This is a genomic window from Granulicella sp. L56, assembly GCF_009765835.1.
In the GTDB taxonomy this organism is placed as follows: domain Bacteria; phylum Acidobacteriota; class Terriglobia; order Terriglobales; family Acidobacteriaceae; genus Edaphobacter.
This window is the reverse complement of sequence record NZ_LMUS01000001.1, coordinates 279,294-305,227: the sequence shown is the minus strand read 5'-3', so window position 1 is coordinate 305,227 and position 25,934 is coordinate 279,294. Positions and strand designations below refer to the sequence as shown.

The window sequence follows — 25,934 nt, the reverse complement described above, 5'->3', positions numbered from 1 at the left end:
CATCCAATCGCCAGGGAGAGCCGTCTAACCACTGTCTTTCGTCTCGCAAGGATTCGGTCCAGAGTTTTGCCAGTCCAGAAAGTTACATGACATGACCCTGTTTTTGCGTGCTTCGTCCCTTCGCCCGTTCCGCCTTCTGCCGGCGGCGGCGCTTTTGTTTGCTGCGCATTCGATGTTTGCAGAAGCCCCTGCTGCGGCGACGGTCCCATCTTCGACGCCGGACCGCGCTTCGTCGTACTACCACTATGGGTTGGCCCATCTCTATGAAGATATGGCGGTCAGCGCAGGTCGGTCGGACTATGCGACCCAGGCGGTGGAGGAATACAAGCTGGCGTTGAATGCCGATCCCAACTCACAGCAGTTGCAGGATGGTCTGGCTGACCTGTATTTCAAGATCGGGCGAATCCGCGAGGCGGTAAGCACGGCGCAGGACCGGCTCGCCAAGGACCCCAATGACGTTGAGGCCCATGAGCTGTTGGGCAAGGTCTATCTGCGGTCGCTTGGCGATATGCAGACGCCTCAATCGGGGCAGGTCCTGAAGCTTGCCATCGCGGAGTATGAGAAGTTGGCGGAGTTAAAGCCCAAGGACATCGAGACGCATCTTCTGCTGGGTCAGCTTTACGGCTTGAATCATGATTCGGCCAAGGCAGAGGCGCAGTTCAAGGAAGCGCAGAAGATCGACGCGAACTCGGAAGAGGTGGCGCTAAACATGGCGCGTCTCTATAGCGATGAGGGCGATGCGAAGCGCGCTGCCGATGTGCTGAATGGGGTTCCTGTCGATGATCGCAGTGCGCGTGTTGAGTATGCGCTAGGTGTAACGTATGACCAGTTAAAAAATCCCCACGAGGCGGCGGCAGCTTATCAGCGAGCGCTGGACCTTGAGCCGGGCAATCTGGATACGGAGCGTGGCCTTGCCAATGCTTTGTTGATGGAGGGGAAGCTCGATGAAGCGTTGAAGGTCCTTAATGAAATCGTCGCTGCCGAGCCCCAGGACGCGACGTCGCAGATTCATATCTCAGAGATTGAGCGCAGGCAGGGCAACTACGACCAGGCGCTGGCTACGCTCGAGAAGGCCAAGCCGCTGGCGCAGAGTTCGCTCGAGTTGAGCTATAACGAAGCGCTCATCTACGATTCGCTCGGGCGGTATGACGATGCTACCGGGGTCCTGACCAAACTAGTGTCTGACACGGCTCATCCGGACGGCAAGTACAGCGATGGGGAGAAGGCAAATCGGGCGATATTTCTTGATCGCCTGGGCATCATCTACCGGGAAGAGAACAAGACGGCAGAGGCCGTTGCTGCCTACAAGCAGATGGTGGACCTGGGCGGGGAGTATGCTAAGGGTGGCTATCAGGGACAGGTGGATGCGTATCGTGACGCTCACCAGTGGAAAGATGCCACCGTCGCAGCCGCCGCAGCAGCCAAGGCTGCGCCCAAGGACCAGGCGACGCAGTTGATGTATGCCGGACAACTTGCCGATACCGGCCAGGTCGATCAGGGAATCGCGCTGGCGAAGGCCCAGCTTTCGCCCACAGCGACAACTCCGGATGACAGAGACACCTATCTTTCCTTGACGCAGATCTATACCCGGCTGAAGCGCTGGCCGGATGCGGCTGCGGCGCTCGACAGTGCTTCAGGATTGTCCACGAAGCCCGACGAGAAGCTGTATGTGTATTTTCTTCGGGGAGTATTGGCCGACCGGCAGAAACACTATGACGAGGCCGAGACCGAATTCCATAAGGCGTTGGCCATCGATCCGCAGAATGCGACGATCCTGAACTATCTCGGCTACATGCTTGCAGACCGCGGAGTCAAGCTACCTGAGGCCTTGGCCATGATTCGCAAGGCAGTCGATCTCGATCCCCAGAACGGCGCGTATCTTGACTCGCTGGGATGGGCTTACTTCAAGTCCGGTCAATATGACCTGGCAGAGGTGAATCTGCGCAAGGCGATGGAGCGCATGAGCACAGACCCGACCGTCCATGACCATCTGGGCGAGGTCTATGAGAAGACCGGCAAGCTGAAGCTGGCGGTCACGCAGTGGGAGCGATCGATGACGGAGTATGCGCACTCGCTGCCTGCGGATGCAGATCCTACGGACGTTGCGAAGGTGCAGCATAAGCTCGAAAATGCGCGTGTGAAACTGGCCAAGCTTTCGCCAGCACCCGCGAAGTAAAAGCTACTGTCTTCCGTTACACTCGAACCTGACCATGTCTACCAAACTGCATCGTTATGCGGTCGCCGGAGGGCCTGACGATCCGCTGATGGAGCGCGTCTATCCTGCGCCGCTGCGGCCTTCGCGGACTCCTTTTCAGCGTGACCGGGAACGAATTGTGCAGGCCCGCGCCTTTCGCCGGCTTGCAGGCAAGACGCAGGTATTTACCAGCCGGGCCTCGGACCACTTTCGCAGCCGCCTGACTCATACGATGGAAGTCGCGCAGATTGCGCGGCTATGCGCTTCGACGCTGGGGTTGAACGAAGATCTTACTGAGACGCTGGCGCTGGTCCACGATATCGGGCATCCCCCTTTTGGCCATGCGGGAGAGCGAGCGCTCGACCGATGCCTACGCAGTCATGGGCGACGGTTCGATCACAATCTCCACGCGCTGCGTATCGTTGAGCATTTCGAGCAGCGCTATGCGGCGCATCGCGGCCTGAATCTTACGCTCGGCGTCCGCGAGGGAATCATCAAGCACTCGCGCGACTATAGCGTTGGAGACTACCCGGAACTGGCAGAATACATGCTGGATCAGAGGCCGCCGCTTGAGGCCCAGTTGATCGATCTTGCAGATGAGATCGCTTACCTGACCGCTGACCTCGACGATGGCGTTGAGTCGGGGCTACTGTCAATTGGCCACATTCGCGAGCATGTCGACATTCTGGCAAGGTGCTATCGAGCGGTTGAAGAACAACATGCCGGCGTAGAAGAAAAATATCTGTTCAACGAAGCGCTACAGTTGATGCAGAACATTCTGACGGACGACCTGATCGCGACGACAAAGCAGAACGTCGAAGCGCTTGGCGCGGAAAGCCTTGAGGACATACGCCGATGCTCGGACCGGCTCGCTGTCTTTTCGCCGCAGGCAGAGGCTGAGCGCTTGCAGGAGAAGCGATATCTTTACGACACGCTCTACACCTGCGAGACACTCGAAAACGAGCACGACAAAGCAGAAGAGGTTGTGACGGCGCTATTCAACTACTGGATCAACGATCCGGAGGAGCTGCCGCAGGGGCACTTCGACGATATCGCGGAAGAAGGCCTGGCGCGGGTTATCGCAGACTATATTGCGGGAATGACCGACAGCTTCATCCTGCAGCAATATGCGCAGATCAAACGAGTGGTTCGGCGATAAAGAAAAATAAGCAAAGTGTTTTCAAGCTTTGCAGACTTCGATAATCGCCGGGCCAAAGCGCTCCGTTTTTTCCGCGCCGATGCCGCTGATCGTCTTCAATTGGGCGAGGGTCTGGGGGCGCTGCAGGACGATGCCGCGCAGAGCGGAAGAGCCAAGAACGAAAAATTGCGGAAGACCAAGCTTTTCCGCCTCAACCTTGCGCCATTCGCGAAGCTGATGGTCGAGTTCCTGCTGCGCGGGTGTAAGGGATTCGGCTGGTTCAGCGGGGACAGCGCGTGGACGCTGGAAGGTTTCGACTGGCTCTTCTGTCGAAATCTTTTTGCTGATTCGTGTCACTGGCGAGCCGGCCTTGAGCTGTAACTGAGAGGAACGAGCTGGCTTCGGTTTATCGAGGGCGCCGTACTCAGCCGGAACCGGCCTTGAGGTACAGAGAGCGACGACAGCAGCTCCGTAGCGGTCGGCTTTTTCCGGGCCAATGCCGGAGATGCCAAGGAGAGCTGAGATTGTGGTGGGACTCTCCTGCACGATGGCGGTGAGAATGGCATCGGAGAAGACCATGAAGGCGGGTTTACCGGTCTTGGCGGCCTCGACTTTGCGCCACTCGCGGAGGCGTTGGTCGAGGTCTTTTTGCGCCGGGGTATATGCAGCGATGGCCTCGGCTTTCTCTGCTTTGCCGGAGAGTTTTTTGCCAGTGGTCGGTGTGCGCGACTTCGACGGTTTTTGGTCTGTGATGTCCTTGAGCAGAACGTTGAAATCGTCGCCTTCGTCGCGGGTGCGGCCTTCGTGGGTGAGCGAAGCGCGCTTGAAGTTGATGAGCGTGCCTTCGGAGTTGGTGAAGGTATCAGCAGTGATCGCGATGAGGCCAGCGCGGGTGAGCGCGTCGAGGTAGCCATCGAACTGTTTGCGATCGATACCCAGGGCAAGGTCGGTGTGAAGCTTTCCGGTGGCTTTAGCGGAGCCGCCTTCGAGGGATTCAAGGATCGAGCGGAGTTGGCGTTCTTCCAGCGAGGTTGGTGGGCGATAAGTCTGTGCGGTGGCTCGTTCGGGCGAGCAGAAATCGCAATGGCCGCAGGGGCGGAGACCGTCGGCGGTATCGCCGAAGTGTTGGACGAGGGCAGACATGCGGCACTGCGGAGATTCGGCGAAGGCGACCATGCGGTCGATCTGACTGCGGCGGAAGGCGAGCTGTGTGTCGTAGCTGGAGCGCCAGTTGGTCTGGCCGGTAGAGCGGATGTTGCCTGCGATATCGAAAGCCGCTGCGCCCTGGGAGACAAGTTTTTCAGCGGTGCGGTTGAAGCTCTCCACATCCATCTTGAGCCGTTGACGAAGGATGTCGGGCATCTGGTATTCGTCGTTGAGGACGTTGGCCACGCGAGCCAGCTCGGTGGGCGCAGGGTAGTCGCGCTCGAGGAAGAAGTCGTGCATCTTGCGGTCGGCGTAGGAGTGCAGCAGCACGGTGCGGCTGGGGAGACCATCGCGACCAGCGCGGCCGATCTCCTGGTAGTAGGCTTCGACGCTGCCGGGCAAGGCGATGTGGACGACGGTGCGGACGTCCGCCTTGTCGATGCCCATACCGAAGGCGATGGTGGCGACGACCACCTCCAACTCTCCCGAGAGAAAGTGACGCTGAACTCGCTCGCGCACGCTGGGCTCGAGTCCGGCATGGTACGCCGCGGCGCTTTTGCCGAGCGCAGAGGCCAGCTCATCGGCGGCTTTGCGGCTGGGCGCGTAGACGATGGCTGGGCGGTTGGCGGCTGACTTGAGGAGATCAGCGGTGAACTCTTTGCGCCGTGGCTTCGACATCTCGACCACCTCGATGGCGAGGTTGTGGCGGCGAAAGCCGTGAATGAAGAGAGCCGGTTGGTGAAGCTGGAGCTGCGTTGCGATATCTTTTTGGACGGTCGGCGTGGCAGTGGCAGTGAGCGCAATGACCGGGGCAGGCCGCAACGCGGGGAGGTAGTCGCCGAGGGTGCGATAGTCAGGGCGGAAGTCGTGTCCCCATTGCGAGATGCAGTGGGCCTCGTCGATGGCGATCAGCGCTGGCTTCTTTTTCGCCAGCATCTCGGGGAAACCGGGCACGCGCATTCGCTCGGGGGCGATGAAGAGGAATTGCAGGGTGCCGTCAAGGTAGTCGCGGCAGGCCTGGCGCGAGTCCTCGCGGCTGAGGCCGGAGTGGATGCGAGCGACACGGAGGCCGAGGGCGGAGAGCTTGGCGGCCTGGTCGTCCATCAGCGCGATGAGCGGGCTGATGACCAACGCTGTGCCTCCGCGAGCGATGGCGGGAAGTTGATAGCAGAGGCTTTTTCCGGCTCCGGTCGGCATGACCAGAAGAACGTCGCGTCCATCGGTGGCGGCGCGGCAGACAGCCTCCTGATTGGCGCGGAAGGCAGGGAAGCCGAAGGTCCGGTGAAGAAGGGCTGCGAGATCTGGTGATTCGGATTCCATGCGCTTGGCTATCTTCGCATATTCTTTGCCTCGCGCGTAGTGATGCAACGGATGCTCGATACCTGGAGCTGTGTGCGATCAGTGACTGCGGGCTGTCGCAAGTTTGGCCTCGATCATTGGAACTGAGTCTGCCTGAAGTTCAGGCTCTATCGTTTGTGCAGAGTGGAGAGCTTGCTGATAATGCGTTTCGGCTTCCTGAGTGTGATGCAGCTTCATCAGCACATCGCCGAGCGACACCTGCACGGTGACGGAGTCGGGCGCGAATGTGGCTGCCTGCTGGACCGCGGGGAGTGCCTGGTCAATATGACCTGCTTCAACCAGGTTCTGGGTGTGTTGTGTCTCTGCCAGCGCGTAGGCGAGAGGAACCTTGAAGTGGCCGTCGTAGACGAACAGGCCATAATCAATCGCTGCTGTAGGGCGAAGACTGCGGAACTGCTGGTAGGGATTGAGCGCGCCTTGCCCATAGTCGATGCCGGCCAGAACGCCATCGCTAATGAGAACGGGACCGTCGATCTCCGGAGGAACGTCCATGGGCAGATTGAGCCAGAGAGTGTTTTCTACAGTAGGCAGGCGTTTGCAGGGGATGCCGTAGTAGCTGGTGTCAACGACTCCATCGGCGAAGTAGGCAAACCAGCAATTTTTGATGCCTCGGCTGTCGAGATACTTTTTAGCTGCCTTGAGCTGCTGGCCCCAGTCGGTGTTGGCGTCGCCGAGATATTTGTGCAGCGACGACGGGCCACCCCAGGCCTCGTTCGCGTAAGCCATGTATGCGGGCGCCACTCGCGTTGAGGTAGCGATTTGCCAGAGAAGAAGCGCTGCAATGGCATAGCTCCATCGCCGGTTCCTCCGAATGAGCGAGGCGGCAGCAGCAGCGATCAGCACATAGAGAAACGGGTAGATGGGCAGGATATGCCTATGTCCGATGTCCATGGTGGAGTGCATGGCCACGGCAAAAAAGAGCGCAGGCGGGATGAGCAGAAAGTAAAGCTCGCGACGCCGCTTCAGCCGTCCAGTTGCGATGAGCGCAACGGCAACCACCAGCAGCAGAAGAAACGGAAGGGTGGATTTGATGACAAACGCGGCAGGGAAGTAGAGCCATGTGCCATGCCGGTAGATATGGCCGAAGAAGTAACTGGTATCGGCGAACTCGGTGATCTTGGTGTTGGCAAGGCCAAAGATATACGCCTCAGGCAGAATGTGCATGCGCGCCAACAGAGCAAGGTGGTGGGTGTCCTGCTGGCTGGGCAGTCCCTTAAGGTAGTCAGCGAGCGGGGGATTCAGCGTGCGGCCTGCCGGACGAGCGCTATAACGAAATCCATAGAACGACCAGAGGATACCGAATGAGACGGCGCCCACGACGACCAGAGCCACGATGCGGCGAACGAACAGCCGCCAGTCGCGAGCGCTGAATGCCTCTCCGAGAACAAGCAGCACCAGCATCGGAAGAATAAGTATCCCCGTGAACTTTGCTGCCATAGCCAGACCGGTTGCCAGCCCCACAAGCAGGAGTCGGGCAGGCGTGGGCTGCTTTGCATAACGATAGGCAAGATAGAGTGCGAGAAAGATGCAGCAGGAGATGGCAGCGTCGGTCGTAACCAGGGCGCCGTGCGCCAAAAAGTTCGGATCGAAGACCAGAAAGGCGAGGGCCAGAAGTCCCGCGACAGGGCCGAACATCTCATAAGCGGCAAAGAAGACGCAGATCGCGAGGCCGATCATAAAGACGGAGACAGCCATGCGCGCGCGAAAGAGCAGCTTGTCGGCATCATTGTGAAACACGAAGTCCTTTCCGTCGAGAAAGGCTTCGGTCTGTTCAGAACGTCCCTGCAGAGGCGGCACAACCAGATGCATTCGCAGCAGAGGCGCTGCCGCGACCATCTTGACCAGCGGCGGCACCTCGGGGTTGAGGCCGTAGTCATGTTGCTTCAGGATGTTGTAGCCGTCGAAGAGGTGGTGACCCTCGTCCCAGGAGATGGAATTTGTGCGGCTGGTGTATGCAAGCTGGCAGACCAGCACAAGCAGCAATGCGAGCGCGATGCAGAAGATGGTTGTTCTGCTGCGACTCTCTACACTTCCATTCATTCAAGGAATCCTCGACCGTGAAGTTGCTCTTATAGCTTCGCGAACAAGCATAAAACGTTTGAATGGAGTCTTTGAAAATAACTGCGGTGAAAACGACGATTGCCCCAGTCGATGTGACGGCTGGGGCAATCGTCTCTGAACCTTGCAGTGGTCAGTATTGGCTTTAGCGAAGACCGCCTGAGACCAGCAGCGTCTCCCCGGTGATCCAGCCTGAGTCAGACGAGGCCAGAAACACCGCGACGGGAGTGATGTCGTCGGGCTGACCAATCCTGCCGAGAGGAGTCTGTGTCTCAAGCTGCTTCTGGAAGTCGGTTCCGAGGAAGCCAGCTGTGTGGACGCCTTCGGTCTCGACCAGCCCGGGGTTGATGGCGTTGACGCGGATCTTTCTGGGGCTGAGTTCCTTGGCGAGGACGTGGGTGATGGAATCGACCGCGCCCTTGGTGGCCGTGTAGATCGCCGATGCCGGCGGGTTAAGCGCAGTCACCGTCGAGCTGATGTTGATGATATTTCCGCCCTCGGGGCCGAAGTGCTTTGCGGCTTCCTGCGTGGCAAGAAGAAGGCCGAGCACGTTGGTGTTGAATTGACGGTGGAAGATCTCCTCGGTGATCTCTTCGAGCGGCGTGAACTGGTAGACGCCAGCGTTGTTGACGAGAATGTCCAGTTTGCCGAAGGTCTTTTTCGTCTCGGCAAAGATGCGCTTAACGTCCGCAGCTTTGGCCACGTCGCCCTGTACGGCGATGGCCTTGCCGCCCTTGCCGGTGATTTCGGCAACAACCCTATCTGCGCCTTGTCTACTGGAGGCGTAGTTGACCACGACGGATGCGCCCTCCGCTGCGAGACCCTTTGCGATGCCTGCGCCAATGCCTTTGGACGCTCCGGTTACGACTGCTACTTTGCCTGCCAGCTTGCTCATCTCTTTACGCTCCATAAATTGATATTTCGACAACCATCGAATAGATGTGGGGCGATCGAAGAAGGATTCAGTATGGCTGAGGAAAACTAATCTGCGTCCCCAAGCGCCTATTCGGGTGTGAATCGCTCGCGAAATCCCATTGAGGGGGATGATTGCCTCTCGGCAGGTTCTGTCGTCGAGAAGGGATGATTCCAGCATCGCTGGATAGACGAGGGGGTGACAGGAACAGGTTTGCTCCGAAGCAGCGTTTTTCTGGATCTACAGCTTTCCGGAGGCAAGGAAATGCTTGATTTATGGGCATAAATGCCATAGAATGAGTACAGCGTCAAATTCCCTTAAACCGCCGTGCGAAGAGCGGGGGATCATCTAGATATCCTGGAAGAGGTACTGAACAGATATGGCAAAGCGTCGCGGAAATCCAAACTGGGGCAAGCCTGAGCCGATAGGGCCAGTGGTGCCAACGGTTACGTCGTTCGAGCAGGTTGTAAAGGAATTCAAATTGACCCCCGACCAGTACATCCGGTCGACCAGGCTGCGTGAGTGGGCCCGGCGGAACAAGAATTCGAAGTACATTCCCGAGGCGCTGTTGGAAGCGTGGGGATTTGAGATTGAGTCGACTCTGTAAGCAATAATCTGGAGCGATGAGCGCCGCCTGCAAATGGCGGCGTTTCTTTTTGCGTCGAACGTATGATGAGTTGAGTCGAAAGTATTGGAGGCTGCTATGTTTGCCGATGTTGCCGAGGCTGTTGCTGAGATACGGGCTGGACGGATGGTGGTGGTCGTCGACGACGAGGACCGCGAGAATGAAGGCGATCTGACGCTGGCGGCGGAGTTTGTCACGCCCGAAGCCATCAACTTTATGGCGCGGTTTGGCCGAGGCTTGATCTGCCTGACCTTGACCGAGGAGCGAGCGGACTATCTGCGGCTAGGGCCGATGACGCAGGAGAACACGTCGCGGTTCGGCACTGCATTTACCGAGAGCATCGAAGCTCGCGAGGGCGTGACCACAGGAATCTCCGCCGCCGACCGGGCACATACGATTCGTGTGGCGATCAATCCGGCCTCTACGGCGCAGGATCTGGCCCGGCCCGGGCATGTCTTTCCTCTTCGTGCGCGTAAGGGCGGCGTTCTGGTGCGCGCAGGGCAGACCGAGGCTTCGGTCGATCTGGCGCGGATGGCCGGACTGATCACCGCTGGGGTGATCTGCGAGATCATGAACGAAGACGGGACCATGGCACGGGTTCCAGATCTGATCAAGTTCTGCGAGTTGCATGGGTTGAAGATGGTGACGGTGGCCGACCTGATTCGCTACCGGCTGCAGAACGAGCGGTACATTCATCGCGTGGCTGAGTCGATGCTACCGACGGCGCATGGCGAGTTTCGCATGATCGCCTATGAGAGCGAGGTTGAGGGCGGAGAATCGCACGTAGCGCTGGTCTACGGCGATGTAACTGGTGAAGAACCGGTAACGGTTCGCGTGCATACGCACTGCCTGGCGGGCGACGTGTTTTCGACCTCGATGTGCGATTGCAGGGCGGTGGTCGAGAACTCGCTGCGCCTCATCGCCGAAGCCGGCCGCGGCGCTCTGGTGTACCTGCACAACGGAACCAAAGGGTTTGGCATCGATCGCGGAACCATCCCGGCGCGGATAGTGCTGCATCGGGATCGCTCGCGGGATCGCGGCGACGACAAGACACAGCGGACACTGCGGCAGGTCGGTCTGGGTGGCCAGATCTTGTCCGATCTGGGAATTCACAAGATCCGTCTGCTGACCAATACGCCGACTCATGTGCCTGCCTTGCAGGGCTTCGGAATCGAGATCGTGGAGCAGGTTCCGGTGCCGCTTGGGGTCGAAGTTTAGACGTCTTTTTAGATTTACTGGACGATCAGGTTCAGTGTCGCGGTTTGGGTGATTCGCGGACCATTGGTAGATGTAGCTGTGATCTGGTACTGATAGGTGCCGGGCGGCGTTTTGCGCAGGCTGGGATCGGTGGAGTCGAGGCTGCCTCCACTACCGCACCCATTCAAGGTGAGCATGGCTGCCGCAGCAAGGATTAGCGTGCACAGCTTGAAGTGGGGCGGGCGCGTTCTCCAGAAGAAGATCAGCGCGATAGGAAACAGGCAGAGCAGGATGCCACCATGATGGGCCGTCTGGGCGAGAGTGGCCTGAGAGGTAATGGTATTCAGTGTGGCCGTAGTGTTCTGCGCCGCCCCGCTGAGGGCGATGCTGGAGGGCAGCAGGGCGCAACTGGCGTACTGGCCGGGGGTGATGGCCGAGCAATTGAGAATGACGTCTCCGCTAAAACTATTTTGCGGAGTAACAGTGAGGGTGTAGGCCGCAGGATAGCCGCTTTTGACCGTGACGCTGGAGGAGGGCTTGCCGTTAACAGTAAGCAGGAAGCTGCCGCTGGGGACTCCGGTGCCAGTGAGTGGGAGGGTGGTTGGCGAGTTGCTGCTACTGCTGGCGGTCAGGGTTCCGGTTCGGCTGCCAAGCGCGGTGGGCGTGAACGAGACGGTGACGGAACAACTGGCACCTGCGGCGAGCGTGGTAAGCGCGCAGGGAGTGATGATGGCGTAGTCACCTGTGACTGCGAGGTGGAGTCCGGTGACAGGAGCATTGCCGGAGTTGTTCAGGGTAAGCGTAAGCTCTGCCGAGGCGGCGAGAGAGAGACTGCCGAACTCGAGCGAAGCAGGGTTGGCCTGGAGATGAGATTGCGTTCCTATGCCTGTCAGCGCGATCGCGAGGGGCAACGTGGACAGTGAACTGGCTACGTGTATGGCTCCGGCGCGTACCCCCGTTTGCGTGGGAGTGAAGGTTGCTTCGAGAACGCAGCTTGTATTGGGCGCGAGCGAGCTACCTGAGGTGGGGCAGTCGCCTGCAACGGTGTAGTCGCCTGTCGCGGTGATGCCGTGAAAGACCGCCGGGGCCGCGCTGGTGTTCGTGACCTGAACGGGTAGCGTCGAGGTGCTGCCGACGAGGAGACTGCCGAAGTCGAGCGAGGCGGGAAAGAAGCTGAGAGATGCCGGGGTCGCGGTGCCGAGCAGGCTGATGAAATCGAGCGCTGTGCTGGCGTCGGAGGAGATTTCAAGGGCGCTGATGCGTGTGCTGGGAAGCTGTGGCGTGAAGGTTACGGTGAGGGTGCAGCTTGCTCCGGGAACGAGCGTGGTGCAGGTGCTGGTGGTAGTGAAGTCCGATGAGGTTTGAAGGCCGGTGACGTGGAGGGTGAGGGTTCCGGTGTTCGAGAGAGTGACGGTCTGCGCGGCGGAGATATCGCCGACTGCGGTGGAGGCGAAGGTAAGCGAACTTTGCGAGGCGGTGTAAGCGGCCAACGGAGCTGTGTTGTCTGGAACTGCGACAAGGATCGGTGCAGCGGTTCCGGTGAGGTCGACGATATCTGGACTGGTAAGCGCATCGCTCTCGATAACGAGGGAGCCAGTGTCGGTGTTGGAGAGGGGAGAGCTGGTTCCAGTGGCCGTCTGATTCAGCGGAGAGTAGGTAACGGTAACAGCGCAGGACTCACCCGAGGCAAGGGTTGCGCCACAGGTAGTCGTGCTGAGGAATGGCCACTCGCTGGTGACGCGGTGAATCGCGATCGAGGTGGTGTTGGGATTGGTGAGCGTAAGCGTTTGGCTGAGAGTCTGGCCGGAGGCAACCTGGCCAAAGTTGAGCAGTGTGCCGTCGCCTCCGGTGGGAGTGAGGTTGCCGGTGATGGCGAGGGTTCCGGTGCCGAGCCCGTAGCCTTCGACGTAGCCGAGGCTGTTGAGCGTGGCGGTTCCGTCGGTGGGCGTGGCCGCGGCGAAGAGGGTTCCGGTGATGTCGCCGTTGGTGAGCGGAAGAAAGGTGACGGAGAAGTTGCAGCTTGCATTGGGTGCGAGCGCGGCGCAGGGCGGGTCGGCGGCGACGAACTGTCGAGGCAGCGAAAGCGCGAGCGTAAGGGACTTTGTGGTGAGATTGTTGATGGTGAACTGGCGGGTCAGTCCGAGGTTGCCGGTAAGCTGCGGGCCGAAGTTCGTCTCGGCGGGGCTGATCTGGAGGCTGGAGTCTTCGGTGGTGTAGGCGCCAGTGAGCGGGACGGTGTAAATCGCTGCCCCGGTGAGGGAGCTGATGACAGGGATGGTAAGGGTGTCGGCAGCGGGGGCGTTGCCGGGAAGGTACGTCACTGCGATGGCGCAGGTGGCTGCGGGGGGAAGTGTGCCGCAGGCAGTCGTGAGCGTGAAGTTGGTCGTAGTAACAGTGGGAGCGGCAATCTGGAGCGTGGCGGTTCCGGTGTTTTTGAGGATGATGGTCTGCTGTGTAGCGGTTGCGCCGGGGACATTGTTGAAGGTGAGCGCGTTGGGTGTGAGCGAGAGACCGGGATCGGGCGCACCGAAGCCGCTGAGTGAGGCAGTGAGTGTATTGGCGCTGGTGGGAAGCGTGACGACTCCGGTGATCTGGCCTGTGTTGGTTGGCGCGAAGGCCACCTGCACGAAGCAGGAGGCGGTGGGAGCGAGGGTTGCGGTGCAGGGCGCTCCTCCGGTGGGAGTGGTGTTGATGACGAAGCCTGCGCTGGTGGTGGGCGTGGTGAGGGAGACTGCGGCTGAGGTGAGGTTGGTGAGCGTGAAGAGCGTGGGCGCGCTGGTCGAGTCGGCGGGGATGGCGCCGAAGTCATTGTTGACAGGCGTGAGGATGAGGCCGGTAAGCGGTAGCCCGTTACCGGTGAGCGCAAGCGCGTAGGCGTTCCCCGCGACGCTGGAGCGGAGGGCCACGGTCGCGGTTTCAGGGCCGGTCGTAGGCGGTGTGAACTGCAGACCGAGCCAGCAATTCGCGCAGGAGGCGGACGCGTCGGTTCTGAAGGCCGAGGTGGGTGGGGTGCCGTGGCCGTAGCCGATGTCTTCGACGAGGATCGCTTTGAATGCCGAGTTGGAGGTGGCGACGCTGAGAGTGGTAAAGGACTGGGTGATCTTGTACCACTGGACGGCTGGCTTGTCGGCAATGACGTTGCCGAAGTCGAGCGTGCCGTTGTTGGTAGAGAGAATGGAGGTGGCCGTTCCGCTAAGGGCAACGTAAGCAGGAGTGGTCGCAGCGCCAGCGGTGACGGAGAGTAAGCCCTGCCGGGTTCCGGGTTGCGAGGGGGCGAAGCTGATGACGACGGTGCAGGTGCTGTGGGCGGCGAGCGTAGAGGTGCAGCTTGTCGCCTGGGTAAAGTCTCCGCTGAGCGAGAGGGCGAGCGGGAGGGGTTGGGCTCCGGTATTGCCGATGGTGACGGTCTGTGTCGCGCTGGAGACGGCGGTGACCGGGATGGCATTGGGGAAGTTGAGGCTGGAGGGGGAGACGGTGAGATTTGGGTTGACGGTCGCTCCGCCTGCTCCGGGAGGCGGAAGTGTCTTGCCGGTGACGAGGACGGTGAGGCCCTGGTCGAGCGAGAGGGTGATGGAGTCGTTCGAAGGGGAGATTGCGGAGAGGTAGTTAAGTTGTATCTGGCAGACGGTGTGCGCGAGGAGCTGGGTCGGGCAACGGTCGATGAGGGTGAAAGGCGATATGCCGGGAAGGGATACGGCGGTGTGCGGAATTGTGGTGGCTGAGTTGTTGGAGAGGTAGAGGTAGCGCGGAAGACGGAGCCCTCCGGTGTATTGGGTGCCGAAGTCGATCTCGCTGGCGGAGGGGTCGAGGGCTGCGGCTTCGGAGTAGCCGGTGAGTAGGACGCTGCCGGTGCCGACGGTCCAGTTGGATTGAACGGGGCCATCGCTGGCAGGATCGCCCGAGGCGGTGAAGGCGATGGTGATGTGGCAGGTGGCTCCGGCAGACAGCAGCTTGGCCGTGCCGTTGGTCGGGCAGTCGCTCGACTCCTCGGTGAATCCGCTACCGGTGGCGGAAGATGCGAAGGTCTGGCTTTGCGTGCCCAGGTTGGAGACGGTGACGGTGCGTGTGGCTGCGGGGCTGGATGCCGACTCAATACCGAAGTCGAGTTCCTTGGGAGAGAAGACGATAGCGTTGGGCGTAGTAGTGGCTGCGGGGAGAGTTGCGGTTTGGGTGGTGGCGTTGTCGGCCTGAGCAGTGATCGTCCCGGGGCCGGAGCCGTTTAGGGCTATGTTGCATTCGCTACCGGGAGCGAGCGTGGTGGAGCAGTTGGTGGCGAGAGTGAATCCGGTTGCGGCGAGTTGCAGATTGGTAGCGGCAGCGGAGCCAAGGTTGCGGAGGGTGAGGTTAGGGGAGTCGTCCGCGGAGAGGGCGAGGCTGGGTGCGGCTGTCGCGGGATCGACTTTGGTGAGGTAGGCAGCTGATCCGGCACAGAGGCTTCCGTTGCAGCTACCGGGAGCAAGTACGGCGTTGCGGATGGTCGAAGGCAGAGCCGCAGTGGGGGAGTTATAGAGTGGCAGGTCGTAGGTTTGGGTGGCGAGCAGGCTGGAACTGGCGGTGGGCGTTACCGCTCCGGCGAAGACTGGTTGGCCGCTGGCGTCGGTGGCGAGCGAGGTCAGGGTGACGGGGGCGCTGGCGTAGTTGGGGTTGGTCGTCGGGAGGCCGCCGAAGCGCAGGGTCTGGTCGATGATGTTTTGGGCCGTGACGCGTAGAGCGAAAGAGTTACCAATGGTCGAGAGAGTTGGAAGAGGGAGGAGCGGCGTGGTGAGAACTCCAGCGGCCCAGGCTTCGCCGTTGGGCGCGGGGGTGACGACGGATTGCATGCCGGGAGCGAGGAGTGTCGAGGAGAGAACAGCACTGCCGTCCAGTGGTATGCGCAGAAGAGTCTGGTAAGGAAGGTTGACCAGCGGTGTGGCAACGGTGGCGACAGGGAATTGACCGAGCGCGATAGTGCCGGAGAGAAGAAGATTTTGCGCTGTGGGGTCGAGAGCCAGTGAGGTGATGCCTGAGCCAGGAATGTAGGTAGAGAAGGCGATGCCGTCGCCTGCGGGTGTGAGCTTGCTGAGGAAGCCGGAGGATGTGCCGATCATCTCAGGGACGAGTGCGTTGAGGGTAGGGTAGCCCGAAGAGGTGATGTAGCCCGCGATATAGGCGTCGTCGGAGGCGTCCGCTGCGATGGCAGTGGGGGCGGTGGTGCCGTTGGCTCCGCTGAGGTAGGTGGCGTAGAGCAGAGTCGTGCCGGTGGCGTTGAATTTTTCGACGAAGCCGTTTTGCGTGGTGTTGCTGGCGGGGGTCTGGATGAAGGCGGTGGGTGTTACCGGCAGGGTTGCGCCGAAGATGCTGCCGGTGATGAAGACGGCATCTGCGGTGGCGGCGATGGCGGAGGCTGCGGTGCGTCCGCTGCCGGTTAAGGTGACGAAGATCGGGTTGAGGTTAGCGTCGAACTTGGCGATAAAGGAATTGGTGGAGGCATCGGCGGGGGCAGGGAAGGCTGCGCCTGAGGTTGCGGCGAGCGTGCCGGAGGCGGTGGTTCCGGTGACGTAGAGATTGCCGCCGGGGTCGAGCGCCATAGCGAGGCCGATGTCGCCCTTTGCGCCTAGCTGGGCCTGAGCGAGGACGGTGGTGGCGTTGGCATCGGTCTTGAGAAGACGAACGCCGTCTTTCTGGTCGAGGAGAAGATAGAGGTCGCCGTTGGGGGCGGACTGCACGGCATTGAACTGGCCCTGGCTGGCTGCGGAGCGCAGACCGTTGAAGAGGAGTTGCTGGGTTTGTTGAGCAGGAAGGATTCCAGAGACGAAGAGGCTAAGGACGCAAAGGATGAGCCGAGGGGAGGATCGTGTTTTCGTCATGGTCATCTGGCTGCGGTGGTTCGCTGTTTGCAGCCTGCCCTTTAATATCCATGGTGTTGCGAGAGATTAGTTTCTTTCTTTAATAATTCGTGACGGTGGTAACGGTGCTTTGTACCAATTTGGGAATGCAGTGCTATGTGGTAGCTGCCGGAGATTCGTTGAGGAGGTAGTCGAGATTGCGGCGGCGTAGCTCCTGCTCGAAGGCCGGGTGGTCGAGGTGATATTGGATGGCCTGCATCCCGACAGCTTCGGCGGCTTCGATGTTTTCGATCTTGTCGTCGATGAAGAGTATCTGCGAGGGATCAGTGGCGAGTCCTTCGGCGGCGCAGCGGTAGATGGCGGCTTCGGGCTTGGCGAGCTTGAGCGAGTGCGACCAGACGCAGTGGTCGAAGGCGCTGATCCAGTCGAACTTTGCGATGAGGCCTTCGGCCATGGCGTCACCGATGTTGGAGAGGATGCCGGTGCGGACGCCTGCCCGTTGCAGGTGCTGCGCCCACTCGACCATGGGAAGGTTGAGGCGCGACCAGAGGTTGACGTCGGCGGCGATGAGCGCGGCGATCTGCTCGGGCGTAAAGGTGGCGTGGGAGCCTGCGGCTACCTTTTGCCAGTAGGTTTGACCGTTGAGAGTGCCGCGGTCGTATTCGTGGCGGTGCGCCCAGTATTCGCGATCGAGATCGGCTTCGGAGAGGCCGCTGATAGCGAGCATCTGCTGCCATACTGCGGGGTCGGCGGACAGGGAGAGGACCTGGCCGAAGTCGAAGAGGACTGCTTGGATGGGGCGCATAGGTTGAGTAGTTATTGTAGGGGATGACGAGGAAGACGTTGAATTGATTAGCATGGTGAGGTGAGCTTTCGATTTTCTGCGCGGACGGGTTGGGATGTTGGGGAGAGTAGCTTTGCCGCTGCGATCCGCGAGGCGCGGCTGTCTGGGCGGCGACTCTATGATCTGACGATCTCGAACCCTACGGTCTGCGGATTCAGCTATGACGCGGCGGCGATCCTGGCTCCGCTGGGGGACAGTAGCTCGCTGATCTATGATCCCGATGCTCGGGGGATGAGGTCAGCGCGGGAGGCTGTTGCCGGATATTACCGTGAGCATGGTGCCGTGGTCGATCCGGATGCGCTGGTGCTGACCACGAGCACAAGCGAGGGATACGGCTATCTGTTTCGGCTGCTCTGCGATGCGGGTGATGAGGTGCTGGTGGCGCAGCCCAGCTACCCGCTGTTCGATTTTCTGGCTGATCTTGAGGACGTGAAGTTACGGCCCTATCCACTTTTCTACGACTATGGGTGGTGGATCGACTTTGCCGAACTGGAGCTGAAGATTGGGCCGCGGACTCGGGCTATTGTGGTGGTGCATCCGAATAACCCGACCGGGCATGGGACGAAGGGTGTGGAGCGGCGGAGGCTTGAAGAGATCTGTGCGCGGCATGGGCTTGCCTTGATTGTGGATGAGGTCTTTCTGGACTACTCGCTGCGTCGGTCGGATACGGAGGAGCTGGTCAGCTTTGCGGGGGGGGCGCATCCGGGTTTGACGTTCGTCTTGAGCGGGATGAGCAAGATTGGCGGGCTTCCGCAGATGAAGGCAGCATGGATCGCAGGGTTCGGGCCGGAGGCGGTTCGGCAGGAGGCAATGGGACGGCTGGAGGTCATTGCGGATACGTTTCTGTCGATGAACGCTCCGGTGCAAGGCGCGCTTCCCTCATGGCTGGAGGGGCGACAGGGAATTCAGCAACAGATACTGGAACGGGTTCGGACGAATCTGGCTTGTGCTGAGGAGGCCGGGCTGGAGGTGCTGCGGTTGGAAGCTGGATGGTGCGCGATCCTGCGGCTGCCGAGGAGTGTGGATGTAGCGGGGGAGCTATTTGAGGAGTGTGGGGTGATTGTGCATCCGGGCTCGTTCTATGGGATCGCCGAAGCGGGGCGGGTGGTGATTAGTTTGATCGGGCCGGTGGAGGATTTTGCTGATGGTATAGAACAGATTGCAGACGCGATGGGTGGAACCAAGTAAGTAAATAGTTCATGTGATGCCTGTCATGTGCTTGATTAAGAATTAGATCTTATCTTATTGATTTATTGAAGAAATGGATTTGATTCTCGTTCGATTCCGATAGAGGTCTTGGCGCCATGACCCGGGATAACGGTTACCTCGTCGGGGAGAGTGAGGAGGGAATCGTGGATCGATTGGATGAGTTTTTGAGTGTTGCCGCCAGGGAGATCGGTGCGGCCTACCGAGCCTGCGAAGAGGGTGTCCCCGGCGAGGAGTAGAGCTTGCTGGGGGAGATAGAGGCAGACGCTGCCTTCGGTGTGGCCGGGGGTGTGGAGAATGGAGCCGGTCAGGCCCTCGATGGAAATGATCTGGCCGTCTTCGAGGCTGGCGTCGGGTGGAGCTACTTCGGGGGTGGCGATGCCGAGCCATCCGGCCTGGACGTCCATCATTTTGACCAGCGGCAGGTCGTTCTGGTTGTAGAGGATGGGTGCTCCGGTGAGTTGCTTGAGGCGCTGCGCCCCAGCGATATGGTCGATGTGAGCGTGGGTGACGATGATCTGCTTGACGGTAAGCTGATGCTTTTCAAGCGTGCTGAGGATGCAGGAGATGTTGTCGCCTGGATCGACCACGATGGCCTCGCGGGAAGCTTCGTCGCCAAGGATGGAGCAGTTGCACTGGAGCGGGCCTACGATGAGAATTTCGTGGATCATGATGTTTTAAGACTAAAGGCTTAATGCGATCTACGCTGGTGAGGCGGATTAAAACGGGCAACAGCAAGGCGAAATATAGGGGTCTCTCCACTGCGCTTCGCTCCGGTCGAGATGACGTGAGGTTTGTTGGCGCAGCAGTTGGCATACATGAAAAAGCGCAAGCCCTTTGGCTTGCGCTTTTTTGAGAAGCTAAAAGGGAGTTACTTCTTGGGGGTCGTCTGGGTGACTGGGTGGCTGGCACCGGAGAGGACAGAGTGATCGCCGCTGGAGCGGGAGAGCATGACCGTCAGGCTGATGGAGGTGATCATGAAGAGCACAGCCGACCAGGCGGTGAGCTTGGTGAGCAGCGTGGCTGCGCCGCGAGGGCCGAACGCTGTCTGCGAACCCTGTCCCCCGAAGGCCCCGGCGAGGTCTGCCGAGCTGCCCTGTTGCAGGAGAATGATGCCGACGATGAAGAACGAGACGAGGATGTGAATGACAAGAATGAAATAGAGCATCGGGGTTGCTTTGCGACCTTCTTAAGCCAGAATGTTTGGATTGGTGCGGAGGAGGGGACTTGAACCCCTATGCCTTGCGGCGCTAGCACCTCAAGCTAGTGCGTCTGCCAATTTCGCCACCTCCGCATTGTTTCTCTTACGTTGGTACGCGAGAGGTGCGGTAAGCAATCCGAGACTTAGTATAGCATCCCATTCGGGTCAGGTGGATGGGGGGAAATGCACAGAATAAGGTGCATTGCTTTGTAGACGAACGGCTGAGGGTGGACTGAAGCCCATGTCCCAAATACGGGACATGGGCACCAAATTTGTGGCAGCTATGGGAGAACGGCGAATGGTCCTGGCTGGCTTGGATGCTCGCCGTTCAGGAATGCGGGACGCGGACTCTTGGACGAAAAATCCAGCTCCCAGATTGGCGACTGCAGCTCGGGCATCGGCTTCGCCTGGAAGAGCTTTCTGCACTGACCGGCTGTCCATCGTGCCCATTTTTTTGACTTCTTTTTACGTGCGCTGTCGGTGGAGATTCCTGTGCCCGCGTACATCTGCCGGTAGAGCTTCGACAGGAACATGAATGCTACTCGTGCGCGAAGAGTTGGGGTGCAGGCCGAGCGCTGCCAGATGGCGCTCCAGTTGTAGAAACGATCCCAGACTTTTTGTGTTCGCTCGCGAATTTCATCCGAGCCCATCGACGGGTGCGGCGTGAACATCTTTGGGCGTACAGCGATCGGGATGAGCCAGTAGCGCGTGATAGGCACATCGCCGACCATGGTCGGGTCCGTCGCCTGTTCTTTCTCCCAGCGAATAAAGTCCACCGTGCCGGGGAATGGGGTCATCATGACGAACTGGGCGAAGGTTACACCGGCCTTCAATGCCATCTCAACGGTCGCGTCGAAGGTGGCCGGCTTGTCGGTTGGCAGTCCGAAGATGAAGGAGCCGAGCACATGCACGCCGTGCTGTTTGAATGTCTGTAGCTGCTTCGCCAGCGCTTCGCCCGAGTAGTTGAAGTCCTTGAAGACGGCCTTGAGGCCCTCCGGCGTCACTGCTTCAACGCCGACGAGTGCGCCCTTGATGTTGGCCTTGCGCATGGCGTCGAGGTACTCGCCGTCCTCGCCTGCCTCCATCGTGATCTGGGTGAAGAAGACCATGTCCTTGGGCAGCTTGGCGAGCTCTTCCATGAGGCGGAAGCGTTCTGCGCGAATGTTGGTGAGTTCTTCGAGGCGGGCGAGGTTATTTTGCTCGCGGGCCAGCCGTAGATCGGTCAGAGTAACGGGATAGAAGTTGTCGTCGGCCAGAGCGATGAAGCGGAAGCCGATGCGGCGCAGGGCGACGATCTCGTCGATCACTTTTTGAAACTGGCGCTGGCGCGGTTTTTGTCCGTCGGTACGCCAGACGCTGCAGAAGGAGCAGTGCTTCGGGCATCCGCGCGTTGTCTGGACCGAGGCCCACATGTATTTATCGCGCGGCATCAGGTCCCATCGCGCAGGAAGGAACTCGCTGCCTTCGAGACGGCCGCCGTCGTAGATTTTGCCGGGCTTGCCATCGAGGCAATCGGTGACGACCTTGGCCCAGACGAGATCTCCGTCGCCCTTGACAACACAGTGGGCCTCGCCACGGTCGAAGGACTCTTCGGGGAAGAGCGTCGCGTGGATACCGCCATAGATGACCCAGGCTCCGCGCGCGCGTGCCATGCGTCCAACTTCGTATCCGCGCAGGGCGTTGCCCGTGTGGACGCTGATGCCGACGATGTCGCCGGGCGAGATCGTTTCGGGCACAATCTGCTCGAGGGACTCATCGACAAGGATGGGGTCTCCGGCGATGGTGGGGGTTGCTGCCGCTAGAACAAAGAGCCATCTCGGAGTGATAACTGCCGTTCCGAAAGAATTGTCGCTGGGATTAATAAGGTGAACGCGAATGGGTAGGGCCTTTCCTCGTACGAGTACTGTGGCTTCCCGATCAGTTCGTGCAGACCAGGCCGCTTTGGTTTACCAGGCTTTAGAAACGATGCCCGGTTGGCGGACCGTATCTCTGCGGCTCGTCGTATGACCGCATTATAGGGAGATATCGCCATGACTGTCTCACCCCGGTCTATTAAAATGGATGACAGGGTGGTCGGTGAGGTTGTTTCGTGGCTGCATAAGTGGTGTTACCTACGCACCTGTCCAGGTTTGTTCTCGTAGAAACGAGAAAGTTCTCGTTCCCGACTGACGCTTTGGCGTGGGACATCTATCTTTCTGCTAATGGATTGAGATTGCCGCCGGTTGGTGGCTCGGATACCGGCTTTGGCTTGCGTGGCTTCTTGATCGGAGGAGCGGAGCTGGGCGGGCGGTGCTTGCCATTGCCGTTGCGCCGCTTGCTGGTGGCCTCGACGACGCTGCGCATCCAGTAGTTGCCTTCGGAGTCGACCTCGACGCCGTGGACCTCGCGCTCGAAGCCGGGGAAGCGCTTGCCGAACTCTTCCATGGCGAGGATGAGCCGAATGACGGGGCTGTCGGCTCCGCCGAAGCGCTCGCCGGGCATGGACATGGGAATGCCGGGAGGGTAGGGGACCAGCATGACGGCAGCGATGCGGCCGGGCATGTCGGAGAAGCGGATCTTCTCAGTCTCGTTGCGCAGAAGTTTCTGGTAGGTCTGCGCGGGGGTGAGGACGGGATCGAAGTCTTCGTCGCAGGCTTCGCCGACCAGATTGGCGAGGCGAAGCTGCATCATGACGGAGTGCATCTCGTCGCTCAGCTCTTTGAGCGTGGTGTTGCGATAGCGGTTGGGATATTTGGCGACGAGCTCGGGCAGCGCTTCTTCGAGAGGAGATTCGCTGTCGTAGAGGCGCTTGAACTCGAAGAGGTTTTCGAGCAGGCTGCCCCACTTGCCCTTGGAGGTTCCGACGGAGAAGAGCACAAGGACGGTGTAGTCGCCGGTGCGGGCGATCTCGACGCGGCGGCTGTCGAGAAACTCTGTGAGGATGGCAGCGGGAATGCCAGACTCGGCTACCTTGCCCTGGGCGTTGACGCCGGGCATAAGGATGGTGACCTTGGTGGGGTCCAACATGCAGTATTCGTCGGCGATGTCGTCGCTCTGGAATCCGTGCCAGTCTTCGCCGGGCTTGAGCGTCCAGCAGTGCGGGTTGGTGGCGAGAAGCTCGTCGGGAGCCTCTTCAAAGACATGGGTGACGCCGGTGACTGAGTCGGTGACCTGTTCGGGCTGGAAGAGACGGAAGAACCAGCCGCCTTCCTCGTCGGCGGCGCGGAGACGATGCGCGACCGAGGACATCGCCTTGCGGAAGGTGATGGCGTCCTGAATGGTCTCGTCCATGAGGGTGGGACCGGCTGGTTCGTCCATCATGGCGGCGGCTACGTCGAGCGAGGCGATGAGGGGATAGAACGGTGAGGTGGTCCCATGCATCATGAAGGACTCATTGAACTGGTCGAAGTCGAGCGGAGCGCGGGGGCTGAGCTTAATGTGGACCATAGAGCCCATGGAAAATGCCGCGAGCATCTTGTGGGTCGATTGCACGGAGAAGAGGGTGGGGCGGTCGGGCATGTCGTCGGGAACGCCCATGGCGAAACGGCCGCGATAGATCTCGTGGAATTTAGCGTAGGCGTACCAGGCTTCGTCGAAGTGGACGCGGGGGACGGACTTGGAGAGCTCGGTGACGACTTTGTTGACGTCGTAACAGAGGCCGTCGTAGGTGGAGTTGGTAACGACGGCGTAGGTGGGGTTCTGATTGGGCACGCCGCTACAAAGAGGGCTCTTGTCGATCAGGCCGCGGATGAACTCCGGGCTGAAGCGCTTAATGGGAACAAGGCCAATCATGCCGTAGCCGTTGCGCGTGGGCTTCATATAGACGGGGCGCGCGCCGGTAACGGTAAGGGAGTGGCAAATGGACTTGTGACAGTTGGCGTCGGCAAGGACGATGTCGTCCTGCGCGATCACTCCATGACCCACAATCTGGTTTGAGGTCGACGATCCGCCGAGGACGTAGAAGGTCCAGTCGGCACCGAAGATTCGTGCGGCGTTGCGCTCGGATTCGCCCGGAGGCCCGATGTGATCGAGCCACGAACCGAGCTGCGAGGTGGAGATGCCGAGGTCGGAGCGCATGATGTTCTCGCCAAAGAAGCGCTGGAACTCCATGCCTACGGGATGCTTGAGGAAGGCTACGCCGCCCATGTGGCCGGGCGCGTCCCAGGAGTAGGCTCCTTGATCGTTGTACTTCTTCAGCTCGCGGAAGTAGGGAGGTAGAAGCTGCTCGTGGTAACGCTCGACGGCGAAGTCAACGCGGTTGGCGATGAAAGCCGGGGTATCGCCGAAGAGGTGAATGTACTCGTGCACCTGTTTGACGACTTCGAGGGGCAACTCGCTGACGAGGGTGCGGTCGGCGATGAGGAAGATGGGTATCTTCTTATTGCGATGGCGGACGGCGCGGAGGATCTTCAACGCAGCGCGCTCGTCGAACTGGTTGTCGCCTTCGAGGTCCCAGTCGAGCAGGATCGCGCTGTGCGACGGGTCCGAGGTGACGAGGGACAGACCATCCTCCGGGGTCGAGGTTCGGACGACCTCGTAGCCTTCTCGCTTGATGGCATCGACTAAACGTTCCATCGCCCGGTCGGAGACGGAATCGGTGCCACCTACTTCACTCGCAATCAATAAAACCCAACGACCTTCGTTCATACACCTCTCACTTCTCGTTCAATGTTACAGGGAGTTTCCCGCGGATATTGTTAAGAGGCAAATGTGTGGGATTTTGCGGGTGAAACGGAGGGGGAGGAGCAGATTCAGGGGCAGGTGCAGTCGATGCAGCCGTGCTTGGCGCAGGTGCGGCAAGTCTGTATGAGCTGCTTTTTGAGCGCCTGACGGGCGCGATGGGCGCGGACAGACGCATTCGCGGGAGTGATTCCCGACTTCCTGGCGAACGAGTCGATGGAGTTTTCCGCGAGATCGACCTCGCGAATGATTTCGCTGTAAGCGGGCTTGAGGGTTGAGAGAACATTGTCGATGCATTGACAGACGATTTGCTGGGTTATTGCGTCGGGTTGAGTCTCCGTGATGAGGTCTTTGGCCCACTGCTCCAATGCGCGGTCTTCGGCGGCGCGATGGCGGTAGTGGTCGATCACGGCATTGCGCAGAATGCGGTAAAACCACGCGACGGCGGACTCGTCTTTGTGAAGCGTGGAGGATTTTTCCATGGCACGGATGTACGCAGCCTGGATGATGTCTTCGGCGATAGCGTGCGAGCTGACACGGTTTTCGACGAAGTGGAGAAATTGCTTTCTCTGGTCGATGAGCCCGGCGATTGCTTCAGTTTGCATGATCGAACTGATCCTTCTGGTGCGGCGTGAGAATTGCTCCGCACGCCGCACCATCATGGTTGAGTTGATTAGTTAGATGATGGGCACGCGCAGCCAGATCCGCAGGGGCAATCCGTTCCACAAGGGCATATCGATGTGTTCATTTCCATTCTCCTTTAGCCGGACTGTTATGTCCGACACTGTAGCTGACGGATGAGGCTGGAAAATCTTACAGTTTGATGTCAGGAAAAGGGAATTGAGCTAGAAATGGCGAGTCAGGTCTGCGAAATGGGCGAGTTCGAGAAGCTGACGGTCAGCAGGCGGATGGTCGATATTCTCGCGCTCGAGCGCCCAGGTGAAGTCATGCGGAATGAAGATGGCATTGAGCCCAGCGGCAAAGGCGGGATTGATGTCGGACTTGGGGCTGTTGCCGATCATCCATGTGGTGCAACCCTCGCAGCCGTGATGCGCGGAGAGGCTGCGGTAAGCCGCGCGATGCTTTTCAGGCAGCACCTCGACGGCGCTGAAGTGCGGAGCGAGGCCGGAGCGGTGAAGCTTGTCGGTCTGCTCGGCGTGGTCGCCCTTGGTGACGAGGATGAGACGGTGGCGCGTGGCAAGCTCGGCAAGGGTCTCGGTTACGTGGGGAAGAAGCTCGATCTCCTGATCGGCGATGGATTGAGCGAAGCTGACGATGCGGGTGTGTTTATCTGGCGTAATCGGGCGATCGGTAAGTTGCTCGAAGCAGGTGACGAGAGACTGACGAAAGCTGGTTACTCCATAGCCACGAGAGGCGATGGTGGCTCGCTCGACGCAGTTGAGCCGCTCGCGGACTTGTTCGGCGCTATAGATTCGATGGTCGAGATAAGAGATGAATGAGGCGATCGCCCGCTCGAAGTAGACGTTGTTCTCCCACAGCGTGTCGTCTGCATCGATGAGCAGAGTCTGATTCGCCGGGTGGCGGACTGTTTGGGCTTTGCGGCTCACT

At 59.8% G+C, this 25,934-nt stretch carries 16 protein-coding genes and 1 tRNA gene; 5 read left to right on the top strand and 12 right to left on the bottom strand.

Going from position 1 to position 25,934, the window contains the following annotated elements; genetic code table 11:
• Positions 1-91 precede the first annotated feature (91 nt).
• A complete protein-coding gene (locus GSQ81_RS01275; protein WP_158908938.1) occupies positions 92-2,176 on the top strand; it encodes a tetratricopeptide repeat protein in 2,085 nt (694 codons plus the stop codon).
• Positions 2,177-2,210: 34 nt separating this feature from the next.
• A complete protein-coding gene (dgt, locus tag GSQ81_RS01270) occupies positions 2,211-3,353 on the top strand; it encodes a dGTP triphosphohydrolase (RefSeq protein WP_158908937.1) in 1,143 nt (380 codons plus the stop codon).
• Between the two features lie 21 nt (positions 3,354-3,374).
• Here dgt and GSQ81_RS01265 read toward each other — a convergent pair whose 3' ends face one another.
• The 3 genes from GSQ81_RS01265 to GSQ81_RS01255 form a co-directional block, all read right to left on the bottom strand.
• Entirely contained in the window at positions 3,375-5,798 is a 2,424-nt protein-coding gene (locus GSQ81_RS01265; protein WP_158908936.1) for a RecQ family ATP-dependent DNA helicase, read from the bottom strand.
• A 78-nt stretch (positions 5,799-5,876) separates the two neighbouring features.
• The gene (locus tag GSQ81_RS01260) at positions 5,877-7,877 is read right to left on the bottom strand and encodes a glycosyltransferase family 39 protein (RefSeq protein ID WP_158908935.1); all 2,001 of its coding nucleotides are present in this window, start codon (positions 7,875-7,877) and stop codon (positions 5,877-5,879) included.
• 163 nt (positions 7,878-8,040) lie between these two features.
• Positions 8,041-8,790: a glucose 1-dehydrogenase gene (locus GSQ81_RS01255; protein WP_158908934.1), complete on the bottom strand. Its 750-nt coding sequence runs from the start codon at positions 8,788-8,790 to the stop codon at positions 8,041-8,043.
• Positions 8,791-9,187: 397 nt separating this feature from the next.
• Here GSQ81_RS01255 and GSQ81_RS01250 point away from each other — a divergent pair, with 397 nt between their 5' ends.
• Positions 9,188-9,415, top strand: coding sequence for a hypothetical protein (locus GSQ81_RS01250; RefSeq protein WP_020713518.1), 228 nt, complete (start codon positions 9,188-9,190; stop codon positions 9,413-9,415).
• A gap of 96 nt (positions 9,416-9,511) precedes the next feature.
• Positions 9,512-10,651: a 3,4-dihydroxy-2-butanone-4-phosphate synthase gene (ribB, locus tag GSQ81_RS01245; RefSeq protein WP_158908933.1), complete on the top strand. Its 1,140-nt coding sequence runs from the start codon at positions 9,512-9,514 to the stop codon at positions 10,649-10,651.
• 14 nt (positions 10,652-10,665) lie between these two features.
• On the opposite strand, the gene GSQ81_RS01240 is transcribed toward ribB, so the two are convergent.
• Both GSQ81_RS01240 and GSQ81_RS01235 read right to left on the bottom strand, forming a co-directional pair.
• The gene (locus tag GSQ81_RS01240) at positions 10,666-16,476 is read right to left on the bottom strand and encodes a choice-of-anchor D domain-containing protein (protein ID WP_254059924.1); all 5,811 of its coding nucleotides are present in this window, start codon (positions 16,474-16,476) and stop codon (positions 10,666-10,668) included.
• A 133-nt stretch (positions 16,477-16,609) separates the two neighbouring features.
• Positions 16,610-17,260 carry an HAD family phosphatase gene (locus GSQ81_RS01235; RefSeq protein WP_254059923.1) on the bottom strand — a complete coding sequence of 217 codons (651 nt, stop codon included), beginning with the start codon at positions 17,258-17,260 and terminating at the stop codon, positions 16,610-16,612.
• 60 nt (positions 17,261-17,320) lie between these two features.
• On the opposite strand from GSQ81_RS01235, the gene GSQ81_RS01230 reads away from it, so the two are divergent.
• The gene (locus GSQ81_RS01230) at positions 17,321-18,487 is read left to right on the top strand and encodes a pyridoxal phosphate-dependent aminotransferase (RefSeq protein ID WP_158908931.1); all 1,167 of its coding nucleotides are present in this window, start codon (positions 17,321-17,323) and stop codon (positions 18,485-18,487) included.
• Positions 18,488-18,549: 62 nt separating this feature from the next.
• On the opposite strand, the gene GSQ81_RS01225 is transcribed toward GSQ81_RS01230, so the two are convergent.
• The 7 genes from GSQ81_RS01225 to GSQ81_RS01195 all read right to left on the bottom strand — a co-directional run bounded on the left by GSQ81_RS01225 (position 18,550) and on the right by GSQ81_RS01195 (position 25,933).
• Positions 18,550-19,176 carry an MBL fold metallo-hydrolase gene (locus GSQ81_RS01225; RefSeq protein ID WP_158908930.1) on the bottom strand — a complete coding sequence of 209 codons (627 nt, stop codon included), beginning with the start codon at positions 19,174-19,176 and terminating at the stop codon, positions 18,550-18,552.
• 200 nt (positions 19,177-19,376) lie between these two features.
• Positions 19,377-19,673, bottom strand: a complete 297-nt coding sequence (gene secG, locus GSQ81_RS01220) for a preprotein translocase subunit SecG (protein ID WP_158908929.1) — start codon at positions 19,671-19,673, stop codon at positions 19,377-19,379.
• Positions 19,674-19,714: 41 nt separating this feature from the next.
• Positions 19,715-19,799: transfer RNA gene (locus tag GSQ81_RS01215), tRNA-Leu, on the bottom strand.
• A gap of 188 nt (positions 19,800-19,987) precedes the next feature.
• Positions 19,988-21,442 (bottom strand): radical SAM protein, encoded by a 1,455-nt coding sequence (locus GSQ81_RS01210; protein ID WP_254059922.1) that lies wholly within the window; start codon positions 21,440-21,442, stop codon positions 19,988-19,990.
• A gap of 451 nt (positions 21,443-21,893) precedes the next feature.
• A complete protein-coding gene (locus GSQ81_RS01205) occupies positions 21,894-24,332 on the bottom strand; it encodes an Orn/Lys/Arg decarboxylase N-terminal domain-containing protein (protein WP_158908928.1) in 2,439 nt (812 codons plus the stop codon).
• A 104-nt stretch (positions 24,333-24,436) separates the two neighbouring features.
• Positions 24,437-24,970, bottom strand: a complete 534-nt coding sequence (locus GSQ81_RS01200; protein WP_158908927.1) for an RNA polymerase sigma factor — start codon at positions 24,968-24,970, stop codon at positions 24,437-24,439.
• A gap of 240 nt (positions 24,971-25,210) precedes the next feature.
• A complete protein-coding gene (locus tag GSQ81_RS01195) occupies positions 25,211-25,933 on the bottom strand; it encodes an HAD family hydrolase (RefSeq protein WP_158908926.1) in 723 nt (240 codons plus the stop codon).
• Position 25,934 lies beyond the last annotated feature (1 nt).

What these genes read in the sequence shown, in the direction of transcription:
- GSQ81_RS01260 (WP_158908935.1), bottom strand. Translation starts at nt 7,877, where the DNA reads ATGAATGGAAGTGTAGAGAGTCGCAGCAGAACAACCATCTTCTGCATC.
- GSQ81_RS01240 (WP_254059924.1), bottom strand. Translation starts at nt 16,476, where the DNA reads ATGACGAAAACACGATCCTCCCCTCGGCTCATCCTTTGCGTCCTTAGC.
- GSQ81_RS01255 (WP_158908934.1), bottom strand. Translation starts at nt 8,790, where the DNA reads ATGAGCAAGCTGGCAGGCAAAGTAGCAGTCGTAACCGGAGCGTCCAAA.
- GSQ81_RS01225 (WP_158908930.1), bottom strand. Translation starts at nt 19,176, where the DNA reads ATGATCCACGAAATTCTCATCGTAGGCCCGCTCCAGTGCAACTGCTCC.
- GSQ81_RS01235 (WP_254059923.1), bottom strand. Translation starts at nt 17,260, where the DNA reads ATGCGCCCCATCCAAGCAGTCCTCTTCGACTTCGGCCAGGTCCTCTCC.
- ribB (WP_158908933.1), top strand. Translation starts at nt 9,512, where the DNA reads ATGTTTGCCGATGTTGCCGAGGCTGTTGCTGAGATACGGGCTGGACGG.
- secG (WP_158908929.1), bottom strand. Translation starts at nt 19,673, where the DNA reads ATGCTCTATTTCATTCTTGTCATTCACATCCTCGTCTCGTTCTTCATC.
- GSQ81_RS01250 (WP_020713518.1), top strand. Translation starts at nt 9,188, where the DNA reads ATGGCAAAGCGTCGCGGAAATCCAAACTGGGGCAAGCCTGAGCCGATA.
- GSQ81_RS01200 (WP_158908927.1), bottom strand. Translation starts at nt 24,970, where the DNA reads ATGCAAACTGAAGCAATCGCCGGGCTCATCGACCAGAGAAAGCAATTT.
- GSQ81_RS01275 (WP_158908938.1), top strand. Translation starts at nt 92, where the DNA reads ATGACCCTGTTTTTGCGTGCTTCGTCCCTTCGCCCGTTCCGCCTTCTG.
- dgt (WP_158908937.1), top strand. Translation starts at nt 2,211, where the DNA reads ATGTCTACCAAACTGCATCGTTATGCGGTCGCCGGAGGGCCTGACGAT.
- GSQ81_RS01205 (WP_158908928.1), bottom strand. Translation starts at nt 24,332, where the DNA reads ATGAACGAAGGTCGTTGGGTTTTATTGATTGCGAGTGAAGTAGGTGGC.
- GSQ81_RS01265 (WP_158908936.1), bottom strand. Translation starts at nt 5,798, where the DNA reads ATGGAATCCGAATCACCAGATCTCGCAGCCCTTCTTCACCGGACCTTC.